The sequence below is a fragment of the Pantoea sp. X-Soil-ISGK-275 genome (assembly GCF_059730795.1).
Genome location: NZ_AP035976.1, coordinates 462,028 through 479,652 on the forward strand (window position 1 = coordinate 462,028; position 17,625 = coordinate 479,652).

The window sequence follows — 17,625 nt, forward strand, 5'->3', positions numbered from 1 at the left end:
TTTGCTGAATAAAGTTGATCTTTTTTAATTTTCTCTGATAGAGAGATATTAAGTGAAGCGGTAGCGATAATTCGCCATCATCTTATGTGTGTTGATATTTTCAAACTACAACCATCAGCCCGCTAATATTAAGAGCGCTATGCTTAGCTGAATTCTGGATAAGCTTCTGTTTTTAAACAGCACGGCTAGCCATTGCCTGGCTCAACAAGATGTCGCACTCTGTGGCCTGAAAAAATAAAGCGGAAGCCATGATGGGCTTTTCACCAGGTTGGTGCAACGACGCTAACCGATGTAATGATTTAGGATGGGATAAAACTATGGGTTCTCCAGTATCCGCAGCAGAGGATTCATTGCTGCGGCACAGGTCGTTTGTCGCCTTTTGGCTGGCGCGCACCTGTTCATCGTTTGGTTTTCAAATGTTCTCGGTCGCGGTCAGCTGGCAAATCTACGCGCTGACCCACAGTGCGATGGCGCTGGGCATGATCGGTCTGATGCAATTTCTGCCTTCCGTGCTGTTGGCGCTGCCCGCCGGACATCTGGCGGATCAGCTCGATCGTCGCCGCATCGTTTTGCTCGGACAATGCATTGAGTGGCTGGCGCTGCTGGGGCTGGTTGCGCTCACGCTAATGAACTGGGCGGGCAAAATTGAGATTTGGGGATTGGTGTTCCTGATCTCTGTCGCTAAGGCGCTCGAGTGGCCAGCGATTACCTCTATGCTGCCGGCGCTGGTGCCGCCGCCGATTCTGGCTCGCGCCATGGCCGCCAGTTCGGTGGGCGGACAGGCGGCGGTGATTATCGGCCCAACGCTCGGCGGCTTCCTTTATGTCGCCGGTCCGGATGTGGTGTATGGCGTCTCGGCGCTGTTCTATCTGTTCTCCATCGTGCTGGTGAGCCGACTGCGCTATGAGCGGCCGCCACAGGCGCGCTTGCCGATGAATCTGCCGAACCTGTTCGCCGGCGTGCGCTTTATTCGCGATCGCAAAGATGTGCTCGGCGTGATTTCACTCGATCTGTTCGCGGTGCTGTTGGGCGGTGCAACCGCGCTGTTGCCGATATTCGCGCAGGATATTCTGCATACCGGGCCGTGGGGATTGGGCATCCTGCGCGGTGCGCCATCGGTCGGTGCGTTGCTGGTTGGCGTGTGGCTGAGTCGTCATAAGCTGGAAAAGAACGTCGGCATGATCATGTTCGGTTCGGTGGCGGGTTTTGGCGTGGCGACGTTGGTGTTCGCGCTCTCCACCCAGCTTTGGCTTTCGGTGATCGCGCTGGCGGCGCTGGGCGGCTTCGATATGGTCAGCATGGTAATTCGCGGCGCGCTGGTGCAGTTGGATACGCCGGATGACATGCGCGGCCGCGTCAATGCGGTCAACGCCATCTTCATTAATACCTCGAATCAGCTCGGCGAGTTTGAGTCAGGTTTGCTGGCCGCGTGGATGGGCGCAGTGCCCGCAGCGGCAATTGGCGGCATCGGCACGCTGATCGTCGTGGGGGTGTGGATGACGATTTTCCCGCATCTGCGTAAGCGGCAGAAGCTGGAAAACGAAACCGTGGTTTGATGGATTGGCCGTCATGACTTCGTTCGTCCATTTTGACGGTCGCCATGAATGGCGACCCTACGGCGTAAGGTGCGCATTTATGCGCACCGTTTCACAACCCGCAAGATCCCCCAACATCACACGTTGATTGCTTTCCCCAGGCTGGCGTCAAAGGTTTTCCAGCTCTCGGTCATATCCACCACGGTTTTCGATTTTCGCGCTTCATCGATTTTGATCGCGGTAAGTCCCGATTCCAGCGCATCCACCACGGAAACCTTCAGCGGCGTTCCTTGCGTAATGTGTTTCACAATCTCTTCTGCCATCAGCGCATCGGCGCCGTAATGGCCGTCATAAGCGTTGCCGTCATACTCGGTATCCACTTCGCGCTCGCCGGTGCGGGCGTTGTGCACGCGGAAGTAGTTACGCACAAAGTCACCTTCGGCCATGCCATCGGTGCCCATCACGCAGAAGCGGCGGAACTCATCCGGCACGTTAAGGTTGGCGTGGAAGGCGAGGGTGGCGCCACCGGCATACTCAATCAGCGCGGTTTGGTAATCGACGATATCGGCATCGCCGTCAAACACCGCATCGGTGCTCGACCAGCCGCTCGGCTTAACGTGATACACCTCAGACTGCGGCGTTACCGCACCTTTAGGCGCATGCTGCGGCGTGAAGTTTTTGCGTCCGCCGAAGCTGGCAACGCGTACCGGACGCTCGCCGACCAAACCCTGATAGAGATCGATATCGTGGCAGCATTTTTCCAGAATGTACGGGCCAGCGTACTTCTCCAGACGACGCCAGTCGCGCTGGAAGAACGCACCGTGATAAGGCTTGATGTGTTCGGTGGCTTCAATTGAGGTAATTTCGCCGAGGCGATTTTCATCGCGCGCGGTGAGCAGGTCGCGATAGAGCGGCGAGTAGCGCAGCACCAGGCCGACCAGAATGCGCTCGTGACCATATTGCTGCACCAGCTGTGCCATCGCCATAGTCTGCTCTTCGTTGATCACCACTGGCTTCTCGGTAAATACTGTGTAGCCCGCCGCTAAGCCCTGACGAATATGTTCAAGGTGCATAAAGTTCGGCGAACCGACCAGCAGCAGATCAAAGCCGCCGTGTTGCAGCAGCGCATCCACGCTGTCAAACGCGGTGCCCGCATCGATGCCAAAGCTGTGCAGGTTCGGTAATCCTGCCGGAGCGGGATCGACATAACCCACCACGGAAAACGCTGTGTCGGCTTTGTTGAACTCTTTCACCACATGGGAAAGACGAAAGCCCAGACCAATAATGCCCACTTTCATGTTGTACCCCTGAAGCCCGTTGCCTGTAAGCCGCCCGACCCGTCAGGCTGCTGATAATCTGACCGCTAACTTATTACGACAGAAAAACTAATGTCAATCCGTGTGGCGGATCTCAATTGGTGAAAAATTGTTATTCATATGATTTATATCTATTTTAATTAACTATACGGATTGCCTATTTATTTGTTATTGCGATTTAAGTTTTTTTCCCCTATCTTTCGCACATCTATAAGCGTCATACCGTTTCGGGCTGGCAGGAGGAAGCGCGTGCAATCACTAATGCTGGGTATTGATGGCGGTGGCACGCACTGTCGTGGACGCCTGACCGACAGCGCCGGACGGCTGCTGGCGGAAGCCAAAGGCGGTCCTGCTAACGTCTGGTCGCAGTTTGATGCCGCTATAGTTGCCATCGAGCAGGTGATCGACGATCTGTTTGCGCAGGCGAATTTACCCGCTGAAGCGCGCGACCGCACGGTGATCGTCGCCGGGCTGGCGGGCGCGAACGTCGCCTCGGTACAAACCCGCCTCGCCAGCTGGCAGCCACGCTGTCAGGCGCGCTATCTATTTACCGATGTCGAAATCGCCTGTGCCGGTGCGCACGCCGGTGCGCCGGGTGCGGTGTTTATTATTGGCACTGGCAGCCAGGGCGCGGCCTGGGATGGCGCGCACTTCACGCTGCTCGGCGGCTGGGGTTTTGCCTTGTCGGATGCCGGTTCGGGTGCGATTCTCGGCCAGCGCGCGCTGCGGCTGGCGCTGCTGGCACACGAAGAGATTGTGCCCGCCTCGGCGTTAACGCAACGCGTCATGGCAAGCTATCAAAACAGTCCGGAACAACTGCTGATCTGGTCGAAACAGGCGACGCCTGCCGATTGGGGCCGCGTGGTACCTGAGGTCTTCGCTGCCGCGCAGCAGGGCGATGAGCACGGCACAGCGCTGGTGCAGCAATGCGCCGCAGATATCGTGCAGATGGTGCAGCCGCTGCTGGCGCGCAGCCACGGCAAACTGGCCTTAATGGGCGGATTAGCCGAACCCATTCAGGCGTGGCTACCGGCGGATATTGCTGCGCTGCTGGTGCCGCCGCAGGGCGATGCGCTGAGCGGTGCGATTCGCCTCGCCACGCAGTTCAGCCTGACACTTCCTGCTTAACTTCAGATAAAGAGGCTCATGAGCGCTCCCAACGTAACCGCGCGCATTCTGCGGCTGATTGTCGAAAATGCGCCTATTAGTCAATCCGATCTCAAAGTGCGCAGCGGCCTAAGCATGTCGACGGTATCGCAAGCCACTAATCGTTTGCTGACCGGCGGCATTGTGCAGGAGTTGGGGCTGCGTCGCGTCTCGATGGGGCGACCCAAAACGCTGCTTGGCCTCAATCCGGATCACGCCAGCGTGGTGGGGATTCAGCTCAACGCCGAACGTAATCTGATGGTGTTGACCGATCTCAGCGGCAACATCATCGGTGAACAGCAGATTCCTTCTGGCGCGATGACGCCTAAGCAGCTCGGCGATGCGCTGGCGAAGTTTTTGCGCGGCGTTGAAGGCAAAAAGGTTGGGGCGATTGGTCTGGCGCTGTCGGGTTTGGTTGATGCCAGCAACGGCGTTTGCGTGCTGTCACGCGCGTTGGGCTGGGATAACGTGCCGATTGCCCGGCTGCTGGAAGAGCGCTTCTCGCTGCCGGTATTTATTGAAAATGACGCTAACGCGCTGGCGATGGCGGCGCTGGTGTTTGGTCAGCTCGGCCACGCGCAGTCGGCGGTGATTGCAACTTTTGGCAAAGGCATCGGTGCGGGGATTCTGCTCGATCGCCAGCTCTATCGCGGTCGTCACGGCAAAGCGGGTGAGATTGGCGTTTCGCTGCTGGGCGACGGCTCTGAGCGTTTGCTGGAGGATGTGGCATCGTCGCAGGCGATTCTGCAGCGCGTGGCGGCCACCACCAAAGACGAGGCGCCGCACACGCTGCGCGATCTCGATGTGCGTCCAACGCCAGAGGTGCTGAGTGCGCTGGCCGAGGCCGGGCAGCATTTAGGGATGTCGCTGGCGAATCTGTCGGTGGCTTACGATCCGGACGTGGTGTATCTGGCGATGGAGCCGCAAATGGCCTCGCGCATTTTGCTTGATCACATTACGCAGAGTTTCCAGACTTACCGTTTGAAGCTGACGCCGCACATGACGCCGCTGCAATTCCTCACCGAATCCAACCGCATGTGGGCGCAGGGCGCTGCTGGGTTTGCAGTGAATAAGTTGCTGGATTTGTTGGCCGCGCAGGCCGATGAGGATATCGCGTCGTGATTTTGTGCGCGCGTTGAGACGGTCGCCATTTATGGCGACCGCCACCATGAACGCACCGCAACCCTCAACGTAACCGCAAACCCTGCTCATCAAACAACAAACAATGCTCGGCGCGCAGCTGGTAACTCATCCTCTCGCCAATCGCGTGTTCCGCCACGTTGCGCTCTTCAATCACCAGCAGCTTCTCTTCGCCGATATCGAGATAGAGATAATTGGTGTGTCCCAGCATCTCGCTAAACGACAATTCGCCGCTGAAACTCGCGGCATCATCGTTGCTGCTCACCGGCTGGAAATGCTCCGGGCGCATGCCCAGCGTGATTTTCTGCCCTTCGCGGCACGGTGCGGCGATCGGCAGCGTAAGCTGATTGATGCCCAGCGCGGGCACACGTAGCCGCACCGCACCCGGCGCGATCGCCGCCACTTCGGCACTGAGGAAATTCATCTTCGGCGAGCCAATAAATCCGGCGACAAAAAGATTATCGGGATCGCGATACAGCGCCATCGGTGCGCCAACCTGCTCAATACGGCCCTGACGCAGCACCACAATGCGATCCGCCAGCGTCATCGCTTCCAGCTGATCATGCGTCACGTAGATCATGGTGTTGCCCAGCGAGGCATGCAGGCGAGCAATCTCAATGCGCATCTGCAAACGCAGCTCAGCATCGAGGTTCGACAGCGGCTCATCAAACAGGAATATACGCGGATGGCGGATAATCGCGCGGCCAATTGCCACGCGCTGCCGCTGCCCGCCGGACAATGCACGCGGTAAACGGTCAAGGAATTCAGTGAGATGCAGACGTGCCGCCGTCTTTTGTATCGCCTGCTCAATTTCCGCTTTCGGGCGCTTCATCACCTCCAGCGGATAGGCCAGATTGCCGCGCACCGTCATGTTCGGGTAGAGCGCATAGGACTGAAACACCATGGCGATGCCGCGCTCGGTGGCGTGCTGATCGGTCATGTCGGCACCTTCAATCAGCAACTTACCGTCGGTGATCTCCTCCAGCCCGGCAATCATGCGCAGCAGCGTGGATTTCCCGCAGCCGGAAGGGCCGACAAACACCACGAATTCGCCGCTGTTAATGGTGAGATCGATGCCGTGAATCACGTTCACATTCTCGTAGGACTTCTTAACGTTTTGCAGATGCAGGCTGGTCATGCGATGCCTCGAATCAGAGAAGTTGGCCCATATAAATGGCGTTGCTGCGCATAATCGGCGTGAAGCCGAGGCGCTGATAGAAACCGCACACCTGCTCGTTCTGCAGGCTGACGCCGAGGTACACGCCCGGCACGCCTGCGGCACGCAGATCGTTTAGCAGCTGTTCAATCAGCTTGCGCCCCCAGCCGCCTTGTTGTGCGGCTGGCAGCAGATTGATGTGCAGATGCGCAGGCCACTGTGTCACCAGCTGATCCGCCGCCGCATCGGGCTGATGAATCGCTTCCAGCACTTTGCTGTCGAGCGCCGCCTGCGGCGCGTAATCGCGATACTGCTGTTGCAGCTGTGGCCACCAATCGCTATTCAGCTTTGCTTCGAAGGCGCACGTATCGGGCGCGGCGACCGCGTAACCCACCACCTCGCCATGCTGTTCCAGCACATAAGCAAATTCGGGCGCAAAGCGCGCGTAGGGAATGACAAAGCGCAGGCCGGGCAGTGCGGGATCGGAGTAGAGCGCACTGGCATCGGTCCCGGCATTGGCGGTCTCTAAGCAGATGCGCGACAAGGCGGGGAAATCAGCCTCGCTGGCGCGACGAATAACACCTTCAGCCGTCATGGTGGAGCCTCTTGGTCAGGAGATGAACAGATTTTACGGTAAAGAAAGCCGACTTAGTTTTCAAGGTGTAATAATTGCGCTGGCGCACAAAGCTGATGCGAACTATAACCACAATGCATGACGGCGCGCCTGATAAACTCACACGCCACGCCGGTTTACGCGCCAGATGACAACACATTGCCTTTGGCTCTCGCAGCGTAATGATAATAACGATAGGATTTTCATATGCTCTATCAGTGAGTTAAAGCGCTTCACTTGCCTGAGTGATTTATACTGATGCTCAGGCTTTAATCCTCAGTGCCGTCTGGTTTGCGCGCGGAATCGCAGCATGCTCTGCTGTTCCAGTGGCTTTTCTTCTTACTCTTTGCACTGTATCACAGAGCAAAAATTCCGCAGTGGCGATGTTTGACTTTCTTTTGTGCATAAAGTAAGTATGAATTATGTACGTTGTCGCTGCTGAATCAACCTGCCGGGAATCGCAGGTGTCGAGATGAAGGGATGCCAGTCATCTGTTGGAGAAACCGAGCATGATGTGTGATTCAACCAATCGTCCTTCCCGTTTGCAAAGCTCACTGCGCACCGTGTCGCGTCTGGTCTCCGCCGGGATTTTGCTCGGTGCGACCATGGCAGCCGCGCAGGCCGTCACCCTGAATGAGTGGGACATTTACAACTATCCGCAGCAAACCGAAGCGGTGGATGAAGCGGTAAAAGCGTTCCAGCAAAAGAATCCGGGCATTGTGATTCAGCGTTCGGTGCACTCGTTTGAAGACACGCGTATTCCGCTCAAGCTGGCGCTGACCGCCGGTGACGGCCCGCAGATTGCGCAGGTGAATCAGGGCGGCGGCGATATGGGCTCGCTGGTGAAAGACAAGCTGCTGTGGCCGCTGGATGATTACGCCAAAACTTACGGCTGGACCACGCGCTTCCCGGATTCGATCCTGAAGCGTAACCGCTGGTCTGATAAACAAGATTTCGGCAGCGGCAAACTCTACGGCGTGGCAAGCCTCGGCGAGATGGTGGGGTTGTATTACAACAAAGCGCTGCTGGATAAAGCCGGTGTCGCGGTGCCTAAAACCTTGCCTGAACTTGAGCAGGCGATGGAGAAACTCAAAGCCGCCGGCACGCCGCCGATGATGCTGGGCTTACTCGACGGCAACATGGGCCAGCAGCTGCTCAGCACCTTGTGGGAAGCGCAGATTGAGAGCAGCGACCGGAAAAAACTCGACGATCTGATCTACGACGTGGGCGGCACGTTCAAAGACGACAAGCTGGTGAAAGCCGCCAACCTGATGAAGGGCTGGAACGACAAAGGCTATCTGTTCCCCGGCTTCCAGGGCATTGGTCACGATGATGCCGCGACCCTGTTCCAGAATGGTCAGGCAGCGTTCCTGGTCAGTGGAACCTGGTATCTCGGCCAGTTTAAGGACAACAAAGATCTGCACTTCGCCGCGATGCCAGCGGGCGAGGGCGTGCAGCATCCGCTGATGGTGGGCGGCACCGATTTAGCGTTCTCGATCACCAGCACCGCCAAAGACAAAGCGCAGCAGGACGCAGCGGCGAAATTCATCGATTACATCGTCTCGGATGAGATGGCGAACCGCTGGCTGAAAGTGGGCTTCCTGCCGGCCGGCACCAGCAAAAATGCGCAGATTCCGGCGGATAACCCGCTGCTGGCGGAAGCCTATCAGGTGTGGGTGACGCTGAATGACAACGATGGTCTCGGTCATTATCTCGACTGGGCTACGCCAACCATGAACGCCGAGCTGAATCAGAATGTGCAGCTGCTGTTGGCGGGGCGTCAAACTGCCGATCAGATGGTGATCAACTTCGATAATAACTATCAACGTTACCTGAAAACCCTCAAGCACTGATGACGTATGGCCCGGCGTAAGTGGCCGGGCCGCGAACAGGCCCGCAAGCGAGTACGGTTATGCTGAATAAATCTGCCTGGCGCAATGCGCTCTATCTTCTGCCCGCGGTGCTGGTGTATGCGGTGTTTCTGCTGTTGCCGCTGCTGGCCTCGTTAGGGATCAGCTTTACCGAATGGGACGGCACTTCGTGGCCGATTTTCATCGGCATGGGCAACTATCTGCGCATGTTCCAGGATCCGGTGTTCTGGGTGGCGCTTGGCAATAACGCCTTGCTGATGATGTTCTACACGCTGTTTCCGATTGGCGTTGGGCTGCTGTTGTGCAGCTTCCTGTATGAGACGCGCAATAACAAAGAGCGCAGCGTGCTGCGTATCCTCTTCTTCCTGCCGTACATCATGCCGATGGCGGTGCTCGGCGTGGTGTGGCGCTGGCTGTATAACCCGGCGTTTGGTCCTATCGATCAGTTTCTGCGCACCGTCGGTTTGCCGCAGCTGGCGAAGTCGTGGCTGGGCGATTTTACCTGGGCGCTGCCCGCCGTGGGCTTTGTCGCCACCTGGTACTTCTTCGGTTTCTGCTTAGTGCTGTTTATGGCCGGCTTGCAGCGCATGGATCCCTCACTGCTGGAAGCGGCCGATCTCGATGGCTCATCACGCCGCCAGAAATTTATGCGCATCACGCTGCCGTCGCTGCGTCCCGAACTGCGTATCGCGCTGCTGCTGACGGTGATCGCCAGCCTGAAAGCCTTCGATTTGGTCTACGTGATGACACAAGGCGGACCGGGCACGTCAACCATGGTGACCAACATCTTTATGTATAAGCAGGGCTTTGATCTGCACTACTTCGGCTACGCCTCCGCCGTGGCGGTGTTCAGTATGCTGATTGTGTTAATGATCAACGGCTTAATTCATCTTTGTTTACGGGAGCGTCACTGATGCGCGGCACGCCAACTGTCTCACGCGCGCTGATCTGGATTGTCGCGCTGATGACCATTCTGCCGTTTTTAATGGCGCTGATGACCTCGTTCAAAACGCAGATGGAGCTGTTTCAGGGCGTATTCACCTTGCCCTCGTCGCTGAATTTTAAAAACTACGTCACCGCGTGGCAGCAGGGACATTTCAACGTCTACTTCATGAACTCGGTGCTGGTGGTGATTCCGGTGGTGATCTGCAGCATCCTGCTTGGCATTCTGGCGGGATTCGGTTTTGCCTGGCTGAAGATCCCCGGCAAAACGGTGGTTGCCGCGCTGCTGGGCCTTGGCATGGTGCTGCCGAGTGAAGCCTTTATTATTCCCCTCTATCACGAGTTGCGCTGGATGGGCCTCACCAATACCTATCTGGCGCTGATTCTGCCGCAAATTGCCCTATCGCTGCCGTTCACCACGCTGATGATCGCCACCGCGTTGCAGCAGGTGCCGCGCGAGCTGGTGGAAGCGGCGGTGATGGATGGCGCTTCGCGCCGTAAAATTCTCTGGGGTTTGCTGGTGCCAGCAATCTGGCCGACGCTGTCCACGCTGGCGCTGCTGCTGTTTATCTGGACGTGGAACGAGTTCCTTATTCCGTTGATTCTGGTGAATAAAGACGAGCTGCGCACCTTGCCGATCGGCATGATGTTTTTCCAGAACAAAAATACCATCGATATTCCGGTGCTGATGGCGGGCGCGATGATTGTCATTCTGCCGCTGGTGGCGGTGTTCCTGGTGTTCCAGCGCAAATTTATCAGCGGCGTCACCGAAGGCGCGGTGAAATAAACACGTTGTCCACCAGCAAAAGGTTTTGGTCATGCGGCGCGTGCTGCAATAGCGCATCGCCGCTATTCAGGAGAACCGCATGCACGTTTCACTGGCTGATTTCTATCCCATCGCCGATGGCGAAACGCTGGATACTTACTGCTTCCAGCGCGCGCTTAATCATCTGGCATCGCGCGGCGGCGGCACGTTGTCGGTGCCGCCCGGTCGCTATCATCTCGGCACTTTAACGCTGGGTTCCAACATCAATCTGCATCTCGAAGCGGGCGCCACGTTGCTCGCCAGTTCCCGCGTCGAGGATTATCAGCAGCAGTTGGCGCAGAGCCAGGCTGAACTGTCGCAGCATGTGCTGATCTACGCCGTCGGACAGCGCAATATCCGCATCAGTGGTAAAGGCGTGATCGACGGTAACGGCGATGCCTGGTTTGCCGCAGAAAAGGACGATCAGGGATATCGCCTGCCGCGTCCGCAGCGCCCGCGCATCGTGGTGTTTGAGGATTGCGAGCAGGTAACGCTGGAAGATTTCACCATCATTCAGGCACCGATGTGGACGGTACATCTGGTGAGTTGCCGTCATGTGCACGTCGATCACCTCACCATCGATAACAGCATGAGCATGCCGAACACCGATGCGCTGGATATCGACAGCTGTGAAGCGGTGTTTGTCAGTAACAGCTACCTGAGCGCGGCCGATGACGCCATCTGCATCAAAACCACTCAAAAACCCGCGCATCTGCGCCGAGCCGCGCGACAAATCATGATCAGCAACTGCCTGCTGCGTTCTTACAGCTGCGCGTTCAAAATCGGTACCGAAACCTTCGACGACGTGGAAGATGTCACCGTCTCCGGCTGTACCATCTTTGATTCCAATCGCGCAATTGGCTTGCTATCGCGCGATGGCGGCCAGTTCCGCCGTTTACTGTTCAGCAATATCACGCTGGCCTGCCGCCATGCGCCGCCGTGCCATTGGGGTAAAGCCGATGCGCTGTTTGTTTCAGTGCGCGCACGCGATCCGGCGATCGCGCCGGGCAGCATTGAGCAGCTGCAATTCAGCAACGTCAGCGGAGTGATGGAGGGGGCAATTAACCTGCATGCGGAACAACCGGGACAGATTCGTGATGTGATGCTGGCGAATGTGCAGCTGCGGCAAGTGGTGGCGGCAGGCGCGGATCAAGGGCATTACGATGTGCGCCCGCCGTGTAACCCGGAATCGCCAACCGGCATGGGACTCGATAATGCGTACAAACTGGATAGCGCATCGGGCTTAGCGTACGGCGTTGCCGCCTATCCGGATGGCTTGCCGGGCGTGTTTGCGCGCGGTGTGGAGAACCTGCAGTTGCATAACGTGGTAATTGCGCGCCCGCAACCGTTGCCGCACGGTTGGCATGCGGAAACGGTGCAGATTTTGTAGGGTGCGCATTGATGCGCACCTGGATGTTACAGCGCCTGCGCGATAGCCGCGCCCAGCTCCTCGGTTGATGCGCTGCCGCCGAGGTCGCGCGTCAGGCTGTTGCCCGCTGCCAGCGTGCGTTCGATGGCATCTAACACCGCCGCGCCCGCTTCCGCGTAACCGAGATGCTCCAGCATCATTGCGCCACACCAAATCTGGCCAATCGGATTAGCAACGCCTTTACCGGCGATATCGGGCGCCGATCCATGCACCGGCTCAAACAGGCTAGGGAATTTGCCTTCCGGGTTGATGTTGGCTGAAGGCGCGATGCCGATGGTGCCGGTACACGCTGGGCCGAGATCCGACAGGATGTCGCCAAAAAGGTTGCTGGCGACCACCACGTCGAACCAATCCGGATGCAGCACAAAGTTAGCGGTGAGAATATCGATATGATATTTATCGACTTTCACATCAGGATAGCTCGGTGCCATCGCTTCCACACGGCTGTCCCAATACGGCATGGTAATGGCGATGCCGTTGGATTTAGTCGCGGACGTGAGGTGTTTTTTCGGGCGCTTCTGCGCCAGATCGTAGGCAAATTTCAGGATGCGATCGACGCCAACCCGCGTCATTACCGTTTCCTGAATCACCACTTCGCGATCGGTGCCGGGGAACATGGTGCCGCCCACTGACGAATATTCGCCCTCGGTATTTTCACGCACCACGTAGAAATCGATATCGCCGGGCTGACGATTGGCCAGCGGCGCTTTAACGCCCGGCATCAGGCGCACCGGGCGCAGATTGACGTACTGATCAAACTCGCGACGGAACTGCAGCAGCGAGCCCCACAGCGACACGTGATCCGGCACCACATCTGGCCAGCCCACCGCGCCAAAGTAGATGGCATCGAACTGGCTGAGCGTGGCGAACCAGTCATCGGGCAGCATTTTGCCGTGCTGCTGCCAATATTCGGCGCTGGCGAAATCAAACCATTGCCACTCCAGCGCAATATCAAATTTCTTTGCCGCTGCATCCATCACGCGGATGCCTTCAGGCATCACTTCTTTGCCAATGCCATCGCCAGGGATGACGGCGATTTTATAGTTTTTGCCGCTCATAGGGTTTCTCGCAGGTTGCTGTTGATGTTCTGTACGCAGTATAACCATGCATCTGTGGGAAATAATTAGCCTGAGCGATAAGCCAATGTTGAATAAAAGTAGAGAATCGCGCACTTCAACCGATGATCTGGCGTTCTTCGTGCGCGTGGCGGCGCTGGACAGCTTAACCGCCGCCGCACGTGAACTTGGCTTATCGCTTCCGGCAGTGAGCAAGCGCCTGAGCCAGCTGGAGCAGCGCTTAGGCGTGCAGCTGCTCAAGCGCACCACGCGGCGGCTGGAGCTGACGGCGGAGGGCAAACGCTATCTGGAGGGCGCGCGTCCGCTACTGGATCAGCTGGCGGAGCTGGAAGAATCGGTGAGCAGCCAAACCTCGGTGCTGCGTGGCTCGCTCAACATCAACGCCTCTTTCGGCTTTGGACGGCGTCACGTCGCCCCTTGTGTGTCGCGCTTTGCCGCGCTGCATCCCGAATTAGCCATGAGTTTGCAGCTCAGCAGCCAGCCGCTCAATTTTCTCGATGCGCGCGTGGACATCGACATCCGCGTCGGTGAGCCGCCCGATGCGCGACTGATTGCGCGTAAGCTGCGCACCAATCCGCGCGTGCTGTGCTGCTCACCTGCGTACGCCGCGCGCCACGGCATGCCAGCAAGCATCGCCGCGCTGGCGCAGCACAACTGCATTTTATTGCGCCAGTTCGACAGTGATTTCGCGCTGTGGCGCCTGGGCGATGGCACACAGCAGCTGACGCAAAAGGTGCGCGGCAGCTTAATCACCAACGATGGCGAAGTGGCGATGCAGATGGCGCTAGATGGGCATGGCATTCTGCTGCGTTCGTGGTGGGATGCGCAGCACAGCATCAAACGCGGTGAACTGCTGCATGTGCTGCCAGAGTGGAGCGCCGCCGATGGCGACATTTTTGCCGTCTGGCAGCCGCAGCGTCAGCTGCCGGTGCGCATCAGCGCGTTTGTCGATTTCCTGCAGACGGAGTTGTAATTAATAAGTTGATTTTGATTATTTGTAATCATCATTGATGATTTGTGAGCAACTTCAAACAAATCCAGCCCGGTTTACCCTATAAATTGCCCCTATTATGCGTAAATTCATTCTTGTTTGAGCGAAATGAATCATAAGCGTAAGTGGGGTGGCGAAGTGCAGAGACACGCGTTAATAACAACATTGGCCACCTCATCAACGGAACGCGTGAAGCCCAGCGCGTTCCACGACCCTACGTTATCGATGAGGCTGAAATGAAACAATTCTCTACAGAAGGGATGGTGATTATCGTCGGGATTGTCATTGCGTACATCCTGTTCACCACCTGGCTCACCTGGCGCCTGCGCAGTAAAAACAGCGGTGACTTTATGGCCGGCTCCAATGTGATGCCGGCTTTTGTGGTGGGAGTGATGCTGATGTCGGAATACATCGGCGCTAAATCCACCATCGGTACGGCTCAGGCGGCCTTCGAGGATGGCTTTGCCGCGTCATGGTCGGTGATTGGTGCCGCCATCGGTTTCCCGCTGTTTGGTTTTCTGCTGGTCAAACGCATCTACAACACCGGCAAAATCACCATCTCTGCGGCGATCGCTGAACGTTATGGCAACTCGACCAAAAACATTATCTCGCTGATCATGATCTATGCACTGCTGCTGGTTAACGTCGGTAACTACGTGAGCGGTGCGGCGGCGATCTCCACGGTGCTCAACCTCGATCTCACTACCGCAGCGGTGATCACCGCGATCGTCAGTACGTTCTACTTTATGTTCGGCGGCATGAAAGGCATCGCCTGGGTTACGCTGCTGCACAGCGGACTGAAATATATCGGGATTCTGATCATTCTTGGCGTGGCGTTGCACATGACCGGCGGCGTTAGCCCGATGATCAAAGAGATGCCGCATTTCTACTGGACGTGGGATGGCAATGTCGGCGGCAGCACCATCTTCGCCTGGATGATTGGTACCATCGGTTCGATCTTCTGTACGCAGTTTGTGATTCAGGCGATTGCCTCGACCAAAAGTGCCGAGTCCGCCAAACGTGCAACCTGGGTGGCGTTCTTCTTCTGCATGCCGATTGCCATTGCCATCGCGCTGATTGGCGTGGCGGCGAAATATCTGCATCCCGATATCAAAAGTCTCTATGCGTTGCCGGTGTTCCTGCAGGACATGAGCCCGTGGCTGGCGGGGATTGTCACCACCTCATTAGTGGCGTCAATCTTTGTCAGCGTCAGCACCGTAGCGCTGGCGATTGCCTCGCTGGTGGTGAAAGATTTCTACGTGCCCTATCGCAATCCGACGCCGGAGCGCGAGTTCCGCATGACGCGCTGGCTGTCGCTGCTGATCGGTTTCCTGCCGCTGATTTTCGTGTTGTTCGTGCCGGAAGTGTTGAAGCTCTCATTCTTCACCCGCGCCATTCGTCTGTCGATTTCAGTGGTGGCAATCATCGCCTTCTATCTGCCGTTCTTTAAAAGCACGCGCGGCGCTAATGCCGGCCTGATTGGTGCCTGCGTCATGACCTCGGTGTGGTATCTGCTCGGCGATCCTTTTGGTATCAACAACATGTATGTGGCGCTGGTCACGCCTGCGGTGATCATGGTGATTGACCGCCTGATCCCGTCAAGCCAAACCGATGAAAAAAAAGCCCCGAAATCTTCAATGCAAAACAGTGGAGCCTGAAATGAGTGATGTAACCCTTACCGTTGAACGCAGCGGTAACCTCTCTCCGCACGCACAGGATGCGCAACAGCTCACGGCGATGCTGCCTTCGGTCTGCCCGCAGAACCACGCGGCGAATCTGCTGCCGCTGCCCAATGGCGACCTGCTGTGCGTATGGTTTGGTGGCACGCAGGAGGGGATCGCCGATATTTCTGTGTGGTGCTCGCGGCTGGAAAACGGCAGCACGCAGTGGAGCGAGGCGCAAAAGCTGTCTGACGACCCCACGCGATCCGAGCAGAATCCGGTGCTGTTCCTCGATCCCGACCAGGTGCTTTGGCTGCTGTGGACGGCGCAGAAGTCCGGCAATCAGGACACCGCGATTGTGCGCTATCGCCAGTCACGTGATTTCGGCCGCAGCTGGGGCGCTATCGACACTTTGCTCGATCAGCCCGGCACCTTTATTCGCCAGCCGATTGTGGTGCTGCCAAACGGTAACTGGCTGCTGCCGGTGTTTTACTGCCGCACGCAGCCCGGCGTGAAATGGGTGGGTAACGATGATATCAGCGCGGTGAAAATTTCCAGCGATAAAGGCCAAAGCTGGCGCGATGTGGCGGTGCCGGACAGCCTGGGCTGCGTGCATATGAACATTACGCTGCTGCAGGATGGCAGCTTGCTGGCGCTGTATCGCAGCCGTTGGGCTGATTTCATCTATCAAAGCCGTTCGACCGACGGCGGCGAAAGCTGGAGCGCGCCGCTGGCGACTGACCTGCCAAACAACAATTCGTCGATTCAGGTCACGACGCTGCACAACGGCCATCTGGCGCTGGTGTTTAACGCCATGAGCGCCAAAGATGCCAGCGAGCGCCGCTTATCGCTGTATGACGAAATCGAAGATGAAGAGGATGATGGCGATGTGGCGGTGGCGGCTGAGCCGGTGGTGCACAGCGGACGCACCGCATTTTGGGGCGCACCCCGCGCGCCAATGACGCTGGCGATTTCCGCCGATGGCGGCAACAGCTGGCCGTGGCAACGTAATCTCGACGAGGGCGACGGCTATTGCATGACCAATAATTCGCAGCAAAAGCTTAACCGCGAGTTCTCCTATCCGAGCATTAAACAGAGTGACGATGGTGCGCTGCATGTGGCTTACACCTATTTTCGTCAGGCGATTAAATACGTGCGCGTCGATGAACGCTGGGTGAAAGGATGAGCAGGCCGCGACACGCGCTGGTGACGGGCGTCAGCTCTGGCATTGGCGCGGCGATCGCTGACCATCTGTTGCAGCAAGGTTGGCAGGTGACCGGTTTTAGCCGCACACCGGTGCAGAAAGATCATTCGGCGTTCACCTCGGTTAGCGTGGATTTGCTGGATGCCAATCTGCTGAAGCAGGCGCTACTGGCGCTGCCGAAGGTGGATGCGCTGGTGCACGCTGCGGGCATGATGGCGGCTGCGCCGCTTGGTGAGCTGGATGAGGAGCAGAGCGCGCGTTTGTGGTACTTGCACGTGCAGGTGGCACAGATCATGGCGAATGCTTTGCTGCCACAGATGGCGCAGGGCGATCGTATCTTGCTGATTGGCAGCCGCACGTCACGTGGCGCGGCGAATCGCAGCCAGTACGTGAGCACCAAAGCGGCCATGGTGGGCATGGCGCGCAGCTGGGCGGCGGAACTGGCACCCAAAGGCATTACGGTAAATGTGATTGCGCCGGGCGCGACGGAGACGCCCATGCTGCAGCAGCCTGGCCGCACCAGTTCACCGCCAAAGTTGCCGCCGATGGGGCGCTATATCAAGCCAGAGGAAGTGGCGGCGCTGGCGGGATTTGTGCTGTCGCCGGCCGCCGATGCGATTACCGGGCAGGAGTTGGTGATTTGTGGTGGGGCGTCGTTGTAGTTTTTTCCCCTCACCCTAACCCTCTCCCAAAGGGAGAGGGAATTGAATAATGCACCGACTAGCTCCCTCTCCCTGTGG

At 57.5% G+C, this 17,625-nt stretch carries 15 protein-coding genes; 11 read left to right on the forward strand and 4 right to left on the reverse strand.

Translation table 11 applies throughout. The features are described 5' to 3' along the window. The first annotated feature begins 317 nt into the window (after nucleotides 1-317). Nucleotides 318-1,556: an MFS transporter gene (locus tag AC6I8A_RS02020; RefSeq protein WP_256698195.1), complete on the forward strand. Its 1,239-nt coding sequence runs from the start codon at nucleotides 318-320 to the stop codon at nucleotides 1,554-1,556. 116 nt (nucleotides 1,557-1,672) lie between these two features. Here AC6I8A_RS02020 and AC6I8A_RS02025 read toward each other — a convergent pair whose 3' ends face one another. Continuing rightward, nucleotides 1,673-2,833: a Gfo/Idh/MocA family protein gene (locus AC6I8A_RS02025; RefSeq protein ID WP_497817934.1), complete on the reverse strand. Its 1,161-nt coding sequence runs from the start codon at nucleotides 2,831-2,833 to the stop codon at nucleotides 1,673-1,675. 267 nt (nucleotides 2,834-3,100) lie between these two features. Between AC6I8A_RS02025 and AC6I8A_RS02030 the strand changes: the two genes are divergently transcribed. Then, nucleotides 3,101-3,979, forward strand: a complete 879-nt coding sequence (locus AC6I8A_RS02030) for a glucosamine kinase nucleotide-binding domain-containing protein (protein WP_497817935.1) — start codon at nucleotides 3,101-3,103, stop codon at nucleotides 3,977-3,979. Nucleotides 3,980-3,997: 18 nt separating this feature from the next. Beyond that, nucleotides 3,998-5,119: an ROK family transcriptional regulator gene (locus AC6I8A_RS02035; RefSeq protein ID WP_256698198.1), complete on the forward strand. Its 1,122-nt coding sequence runs from the start codon at nucleotides 3,998-4,000 to the stop codon at nucleotides 5,117-5,119. A gap of 64 nt (nucleotides 5,120-5,183) precedes the next feature. Here the strand turns inward: AC6I8A_RS02035 and AC6I8A_RS02040 are convergent, their stop codons facing one another. Continuing rightward, nucleotides 5,184-6,275: an ABC transporter ATP-binding protein gene (locus AC6I8A_RS02040; protein WP_256698199.1), complete on the reverse strand. Its 1,092-nt coding sequence runs from the start codon at nucleotides 6,273-6,275 to the stop codon at nucleotides 5,184-5,186. Nucleotides 6,276-6,288: 13 nt separating this feature from the next. Next, nucleotides 6,289-6,888 carry a GNAT family N-acetyltransferase gene (locus AC6I8A_RS02045; protein ID WP_497817936.1) on the reverse strand — a complete coding sequence of 200 codons (600 nt, stop codon included), beginning with the start codon at nucleotides 6,886-6,888 and terminating at the stop codon, nucleotides 6,289-6,291. Nucleotides 6,889-7,415: 527 nt separating this feature from the next. Here AC6I8A_RS02045 and AC6I8A_RS02050 point away from each other — a divergent pair. The 4 genes from AC6I8A_RS02050 (at nucleotide 7,416) to AC6I8A_RS02065 (ending at nucleotide 11,914) form a co-directional block, all read left to right on the forward strand. Further along, the gene (locus tag AC6I8A_RS02050; RefSeq protein WP_008105576.1) at nucleotides 7,416-8,759 is read left to right on the forward strand and encodes an ABC transporter substrate-binding protein; all 1,344 of its coding nucleotides are present in this window, start codon (nucleotides 7,416-7,418) and stop codon (nucleotides 8,757-8,759) included. 59 nt (nucleotides 8,760-8,818) lie between these two features. Further along, the gene (locus tag AC6I8A_RS02055) at nucleotides 8,819-9,691 is read left to right on the forward strand and encodes a carbohydrate ABC transporter permease (protein ID WP_497817937.1); all 873 of its coding nucleotides are present in this window, start codon (nucleotides 8,819-8,821) and stop codon (nucleotides 9,689-9,691) included. Next, complete coding sequence (locus AC6I8A_RS02060; protein ID WP_256698201.1) at nucleotides 9,691-10,506, forward strand: carbohydrate ABC transporter permease; 816 nt, start codon at nucleotides 9,691-9,693, stop codon at nucleotides 10,504-10,506. Before AC6I8A_RS02055 ends, AC6I8A_RS02060 begins: the two co-directional genes overlap by 1 nt. 79 nt (nucleotides 10,507-10,585) lie before the next feature. After that, nucleotides 10,586-11,914, forward strand: a complete 1,329-nt coding sequence (locus AC6I8A_RS02065) for a glycoside hydrolase family 28 protein (protein ID WP_312181632.1) — start codon at nucleotides 10,586-10,588, stop codon at nucleotides 11,912-11,914. A 26-nt stretch (nucleotides 11,915-11,940) separates the two neighbouring features. Here the strand turns inward: AC6I8A_RS02065 and AC6I8A_RS02070 are convergent, their stop codons facing one another. Continuing rightward, nucleotides 11,941-13,011, reverse strand: a complete 1,071-nt coding sequence (locus AC6I8A_RS02070; protein WP_256698203.1) for a tartrate dehydrogenase — start codon at nucleotides 13,009-13,011, stop codon at nucleotides 11,941-11,943. 85 nt (nucleotides 13,012-13,096) lie between these two features. Here AC6I8A_RS02070 and AC6I8A_RS02075 point away from each other — a divergent pair, with 85 nt between their 5' ends. From AC6I8A_RS02075 to AC6I8A_RS02090, 4 genes are all read left to right on the forward strand, one after another. After that, nucleotides 13,097-14,002 (forward strand): LysR family transcriptional regulator, encoded by a 906-nt coding sequence (locus AC6I8A_RS02075; protein ID WP_179452016.1) that lies wholly within the window; start codon nucleotides 13,097-13,099, stop codon nucleotides 14,000-14,002. 254 nt (nucleotides 14,003-14,256) lie between these two features. Beyond that, entirely contained in the window at nucleotides 14,257-15,678 is a 1,422-nt protein-coding gene (locus AC6I8A_RS02080; RefSeq protein ID WP_154154614.1) for a sodium:solute symporter family protein, read from the forward strand. A 1-nt stretch (nucleotide 15,679) separates the two neighbouring features. Then, on the forward strand, nucleotides 15,680-16,867 hold the full coding sequence (locus AC6I8A_RS02085; RefSeq protein WP_256698204.1) for a sialidase family protein: 1,188 nt from the start codon (nucleotides 15,680-15,682) through the stop codon (nucleotides 16,865-16,867). Continuing rightward, nucleotides 16,864-17,547 (forward strand): SDR family NAD(P)-dependent oxidoreductase, encoded by a 684-nt coding sequence (locus tag AC6I8A_RS02090; protein ID WP_256698205.1) that lies wholly within the window; start codon nucleotides 16,864-16,866, stop codon nucleotides 17,545-17,547. The genes AC6I8A_RS02085 and AC6I8A_RS02090 overlap by 4 nt, the downstream gene beginning before the upstream one ends. Nucleotides 17,548-17,625: the final 78 nt, after the last annotated feature.

What these genes read in the sequence shown, in the direction of transcription:
- AC6I8A_RS02070 (WP_256698203.1), bottom strand. Translation starts at nt 13,011, where the DNA reads ATGAGCGGCAAAAACTATAAAATCGCCGTCATCCCTGGCGATGGCATT.
- AC6I8A_RS02040 (WP_256698199.1), bottom strand. Translation starts at nt 6,275, where the DNA reads ATGACCAGCCTGCATCTGCAAAACGTTAAGAAGTCCTACGAGAATGTG.
- AC6I8A_RS02075 (WP_179452016.1), top strand. Translation starts at nt 13,097, where the DNA reads ATGTTGAATAAAAGTAGAGAATCGCGCACTTCAACCGATGATCTGGCG.
- AC6I8A_RS02085 (WP_256698204.1), top strand. Translation starts at nt 15,680, where the DNA reads ATGAGTGATGTAACCCTTACCGTTGAACGCAGCGGTAACCTCTCTCCG.
- AC6I8A_RS02090 (WP_256698205.1), top strand. Translation starts at nt 16,864, where the DNA reads ATGAGCAGGCCGCGACACGCGCTGGTGACGGGCGTCAGCTCTGGCATT.
- AC6I8A_RS02065 (WP_312181632.1), top strand. Translation starts at nt 10,586, where the DNA reads ATGCACGTTTCACTGGCTGATTTCTATCCCATCGCCGATGGCGAAACG.
- AC6I8A_RS02050 (WP_008105576.1), top strand. Translation starts at nt 7,416, where the DNA reads ATGATGTGTGATTCAACCAATCGTCCTTCCCGTTTGCAAAGCTCACTG.
- AC6I8A_RS02055 (WP_497817937.1), top strand. Translation starts at nt 8,819, where the DNA reads ATGCTGAATAAATCTGCCTGGCGCAATGCGCTCTATCTTCTGCCCGCG.
- AC6I8A_RS02080 (WP_154154614.1), top strand. Translation starts at nt 14,257, where the DNA reads ATGAAACAATTCTCTACAGAAGGGATGGTGATTATCGTCGGGATTGTC.
- AC6I8A_RS02045 (WP_497817936.1), bottom strand. Translation starts at nt 6,888, where the DNA reads ATGACGGCTGAAGGTGTTATTCGTCGCGCCAGCGAGGCTGATTTCCCC.
- AC6I8A_RS02060 (WP_256698201.1), top strand. Translation starts at nt 9,691, where the DNA reads ATGCGCGGCACGCCAACTGTCTCACGCGCGCTGATCTGGATTGTCGCG.
- AC6I8A_RS02020 (WP_256698195.1), top strand. Translation starts at nt 318, where the DNA reads ATGGGTTCTCCAGTATCCGCAGCAGAGGATTCATTGCTGCGGCACAGG.
- AC6I8A_RS02035 (WP_256698198.1), top strand. Translation starts at nt 3,998, where the DNA reads ATGAGCGCTCCCAACGTAACCGCGCGCATTCTGCGGCTGATTGTCGAA.
- AC6I8A_RS02025 (WP_497817934.1), bottom strand. Translation starts at nt 2,833, where the DNA reads ATGAAAGTGGGCATTATTGGTCTGGGCTTTCGTCTTTCCCATGTGGTG.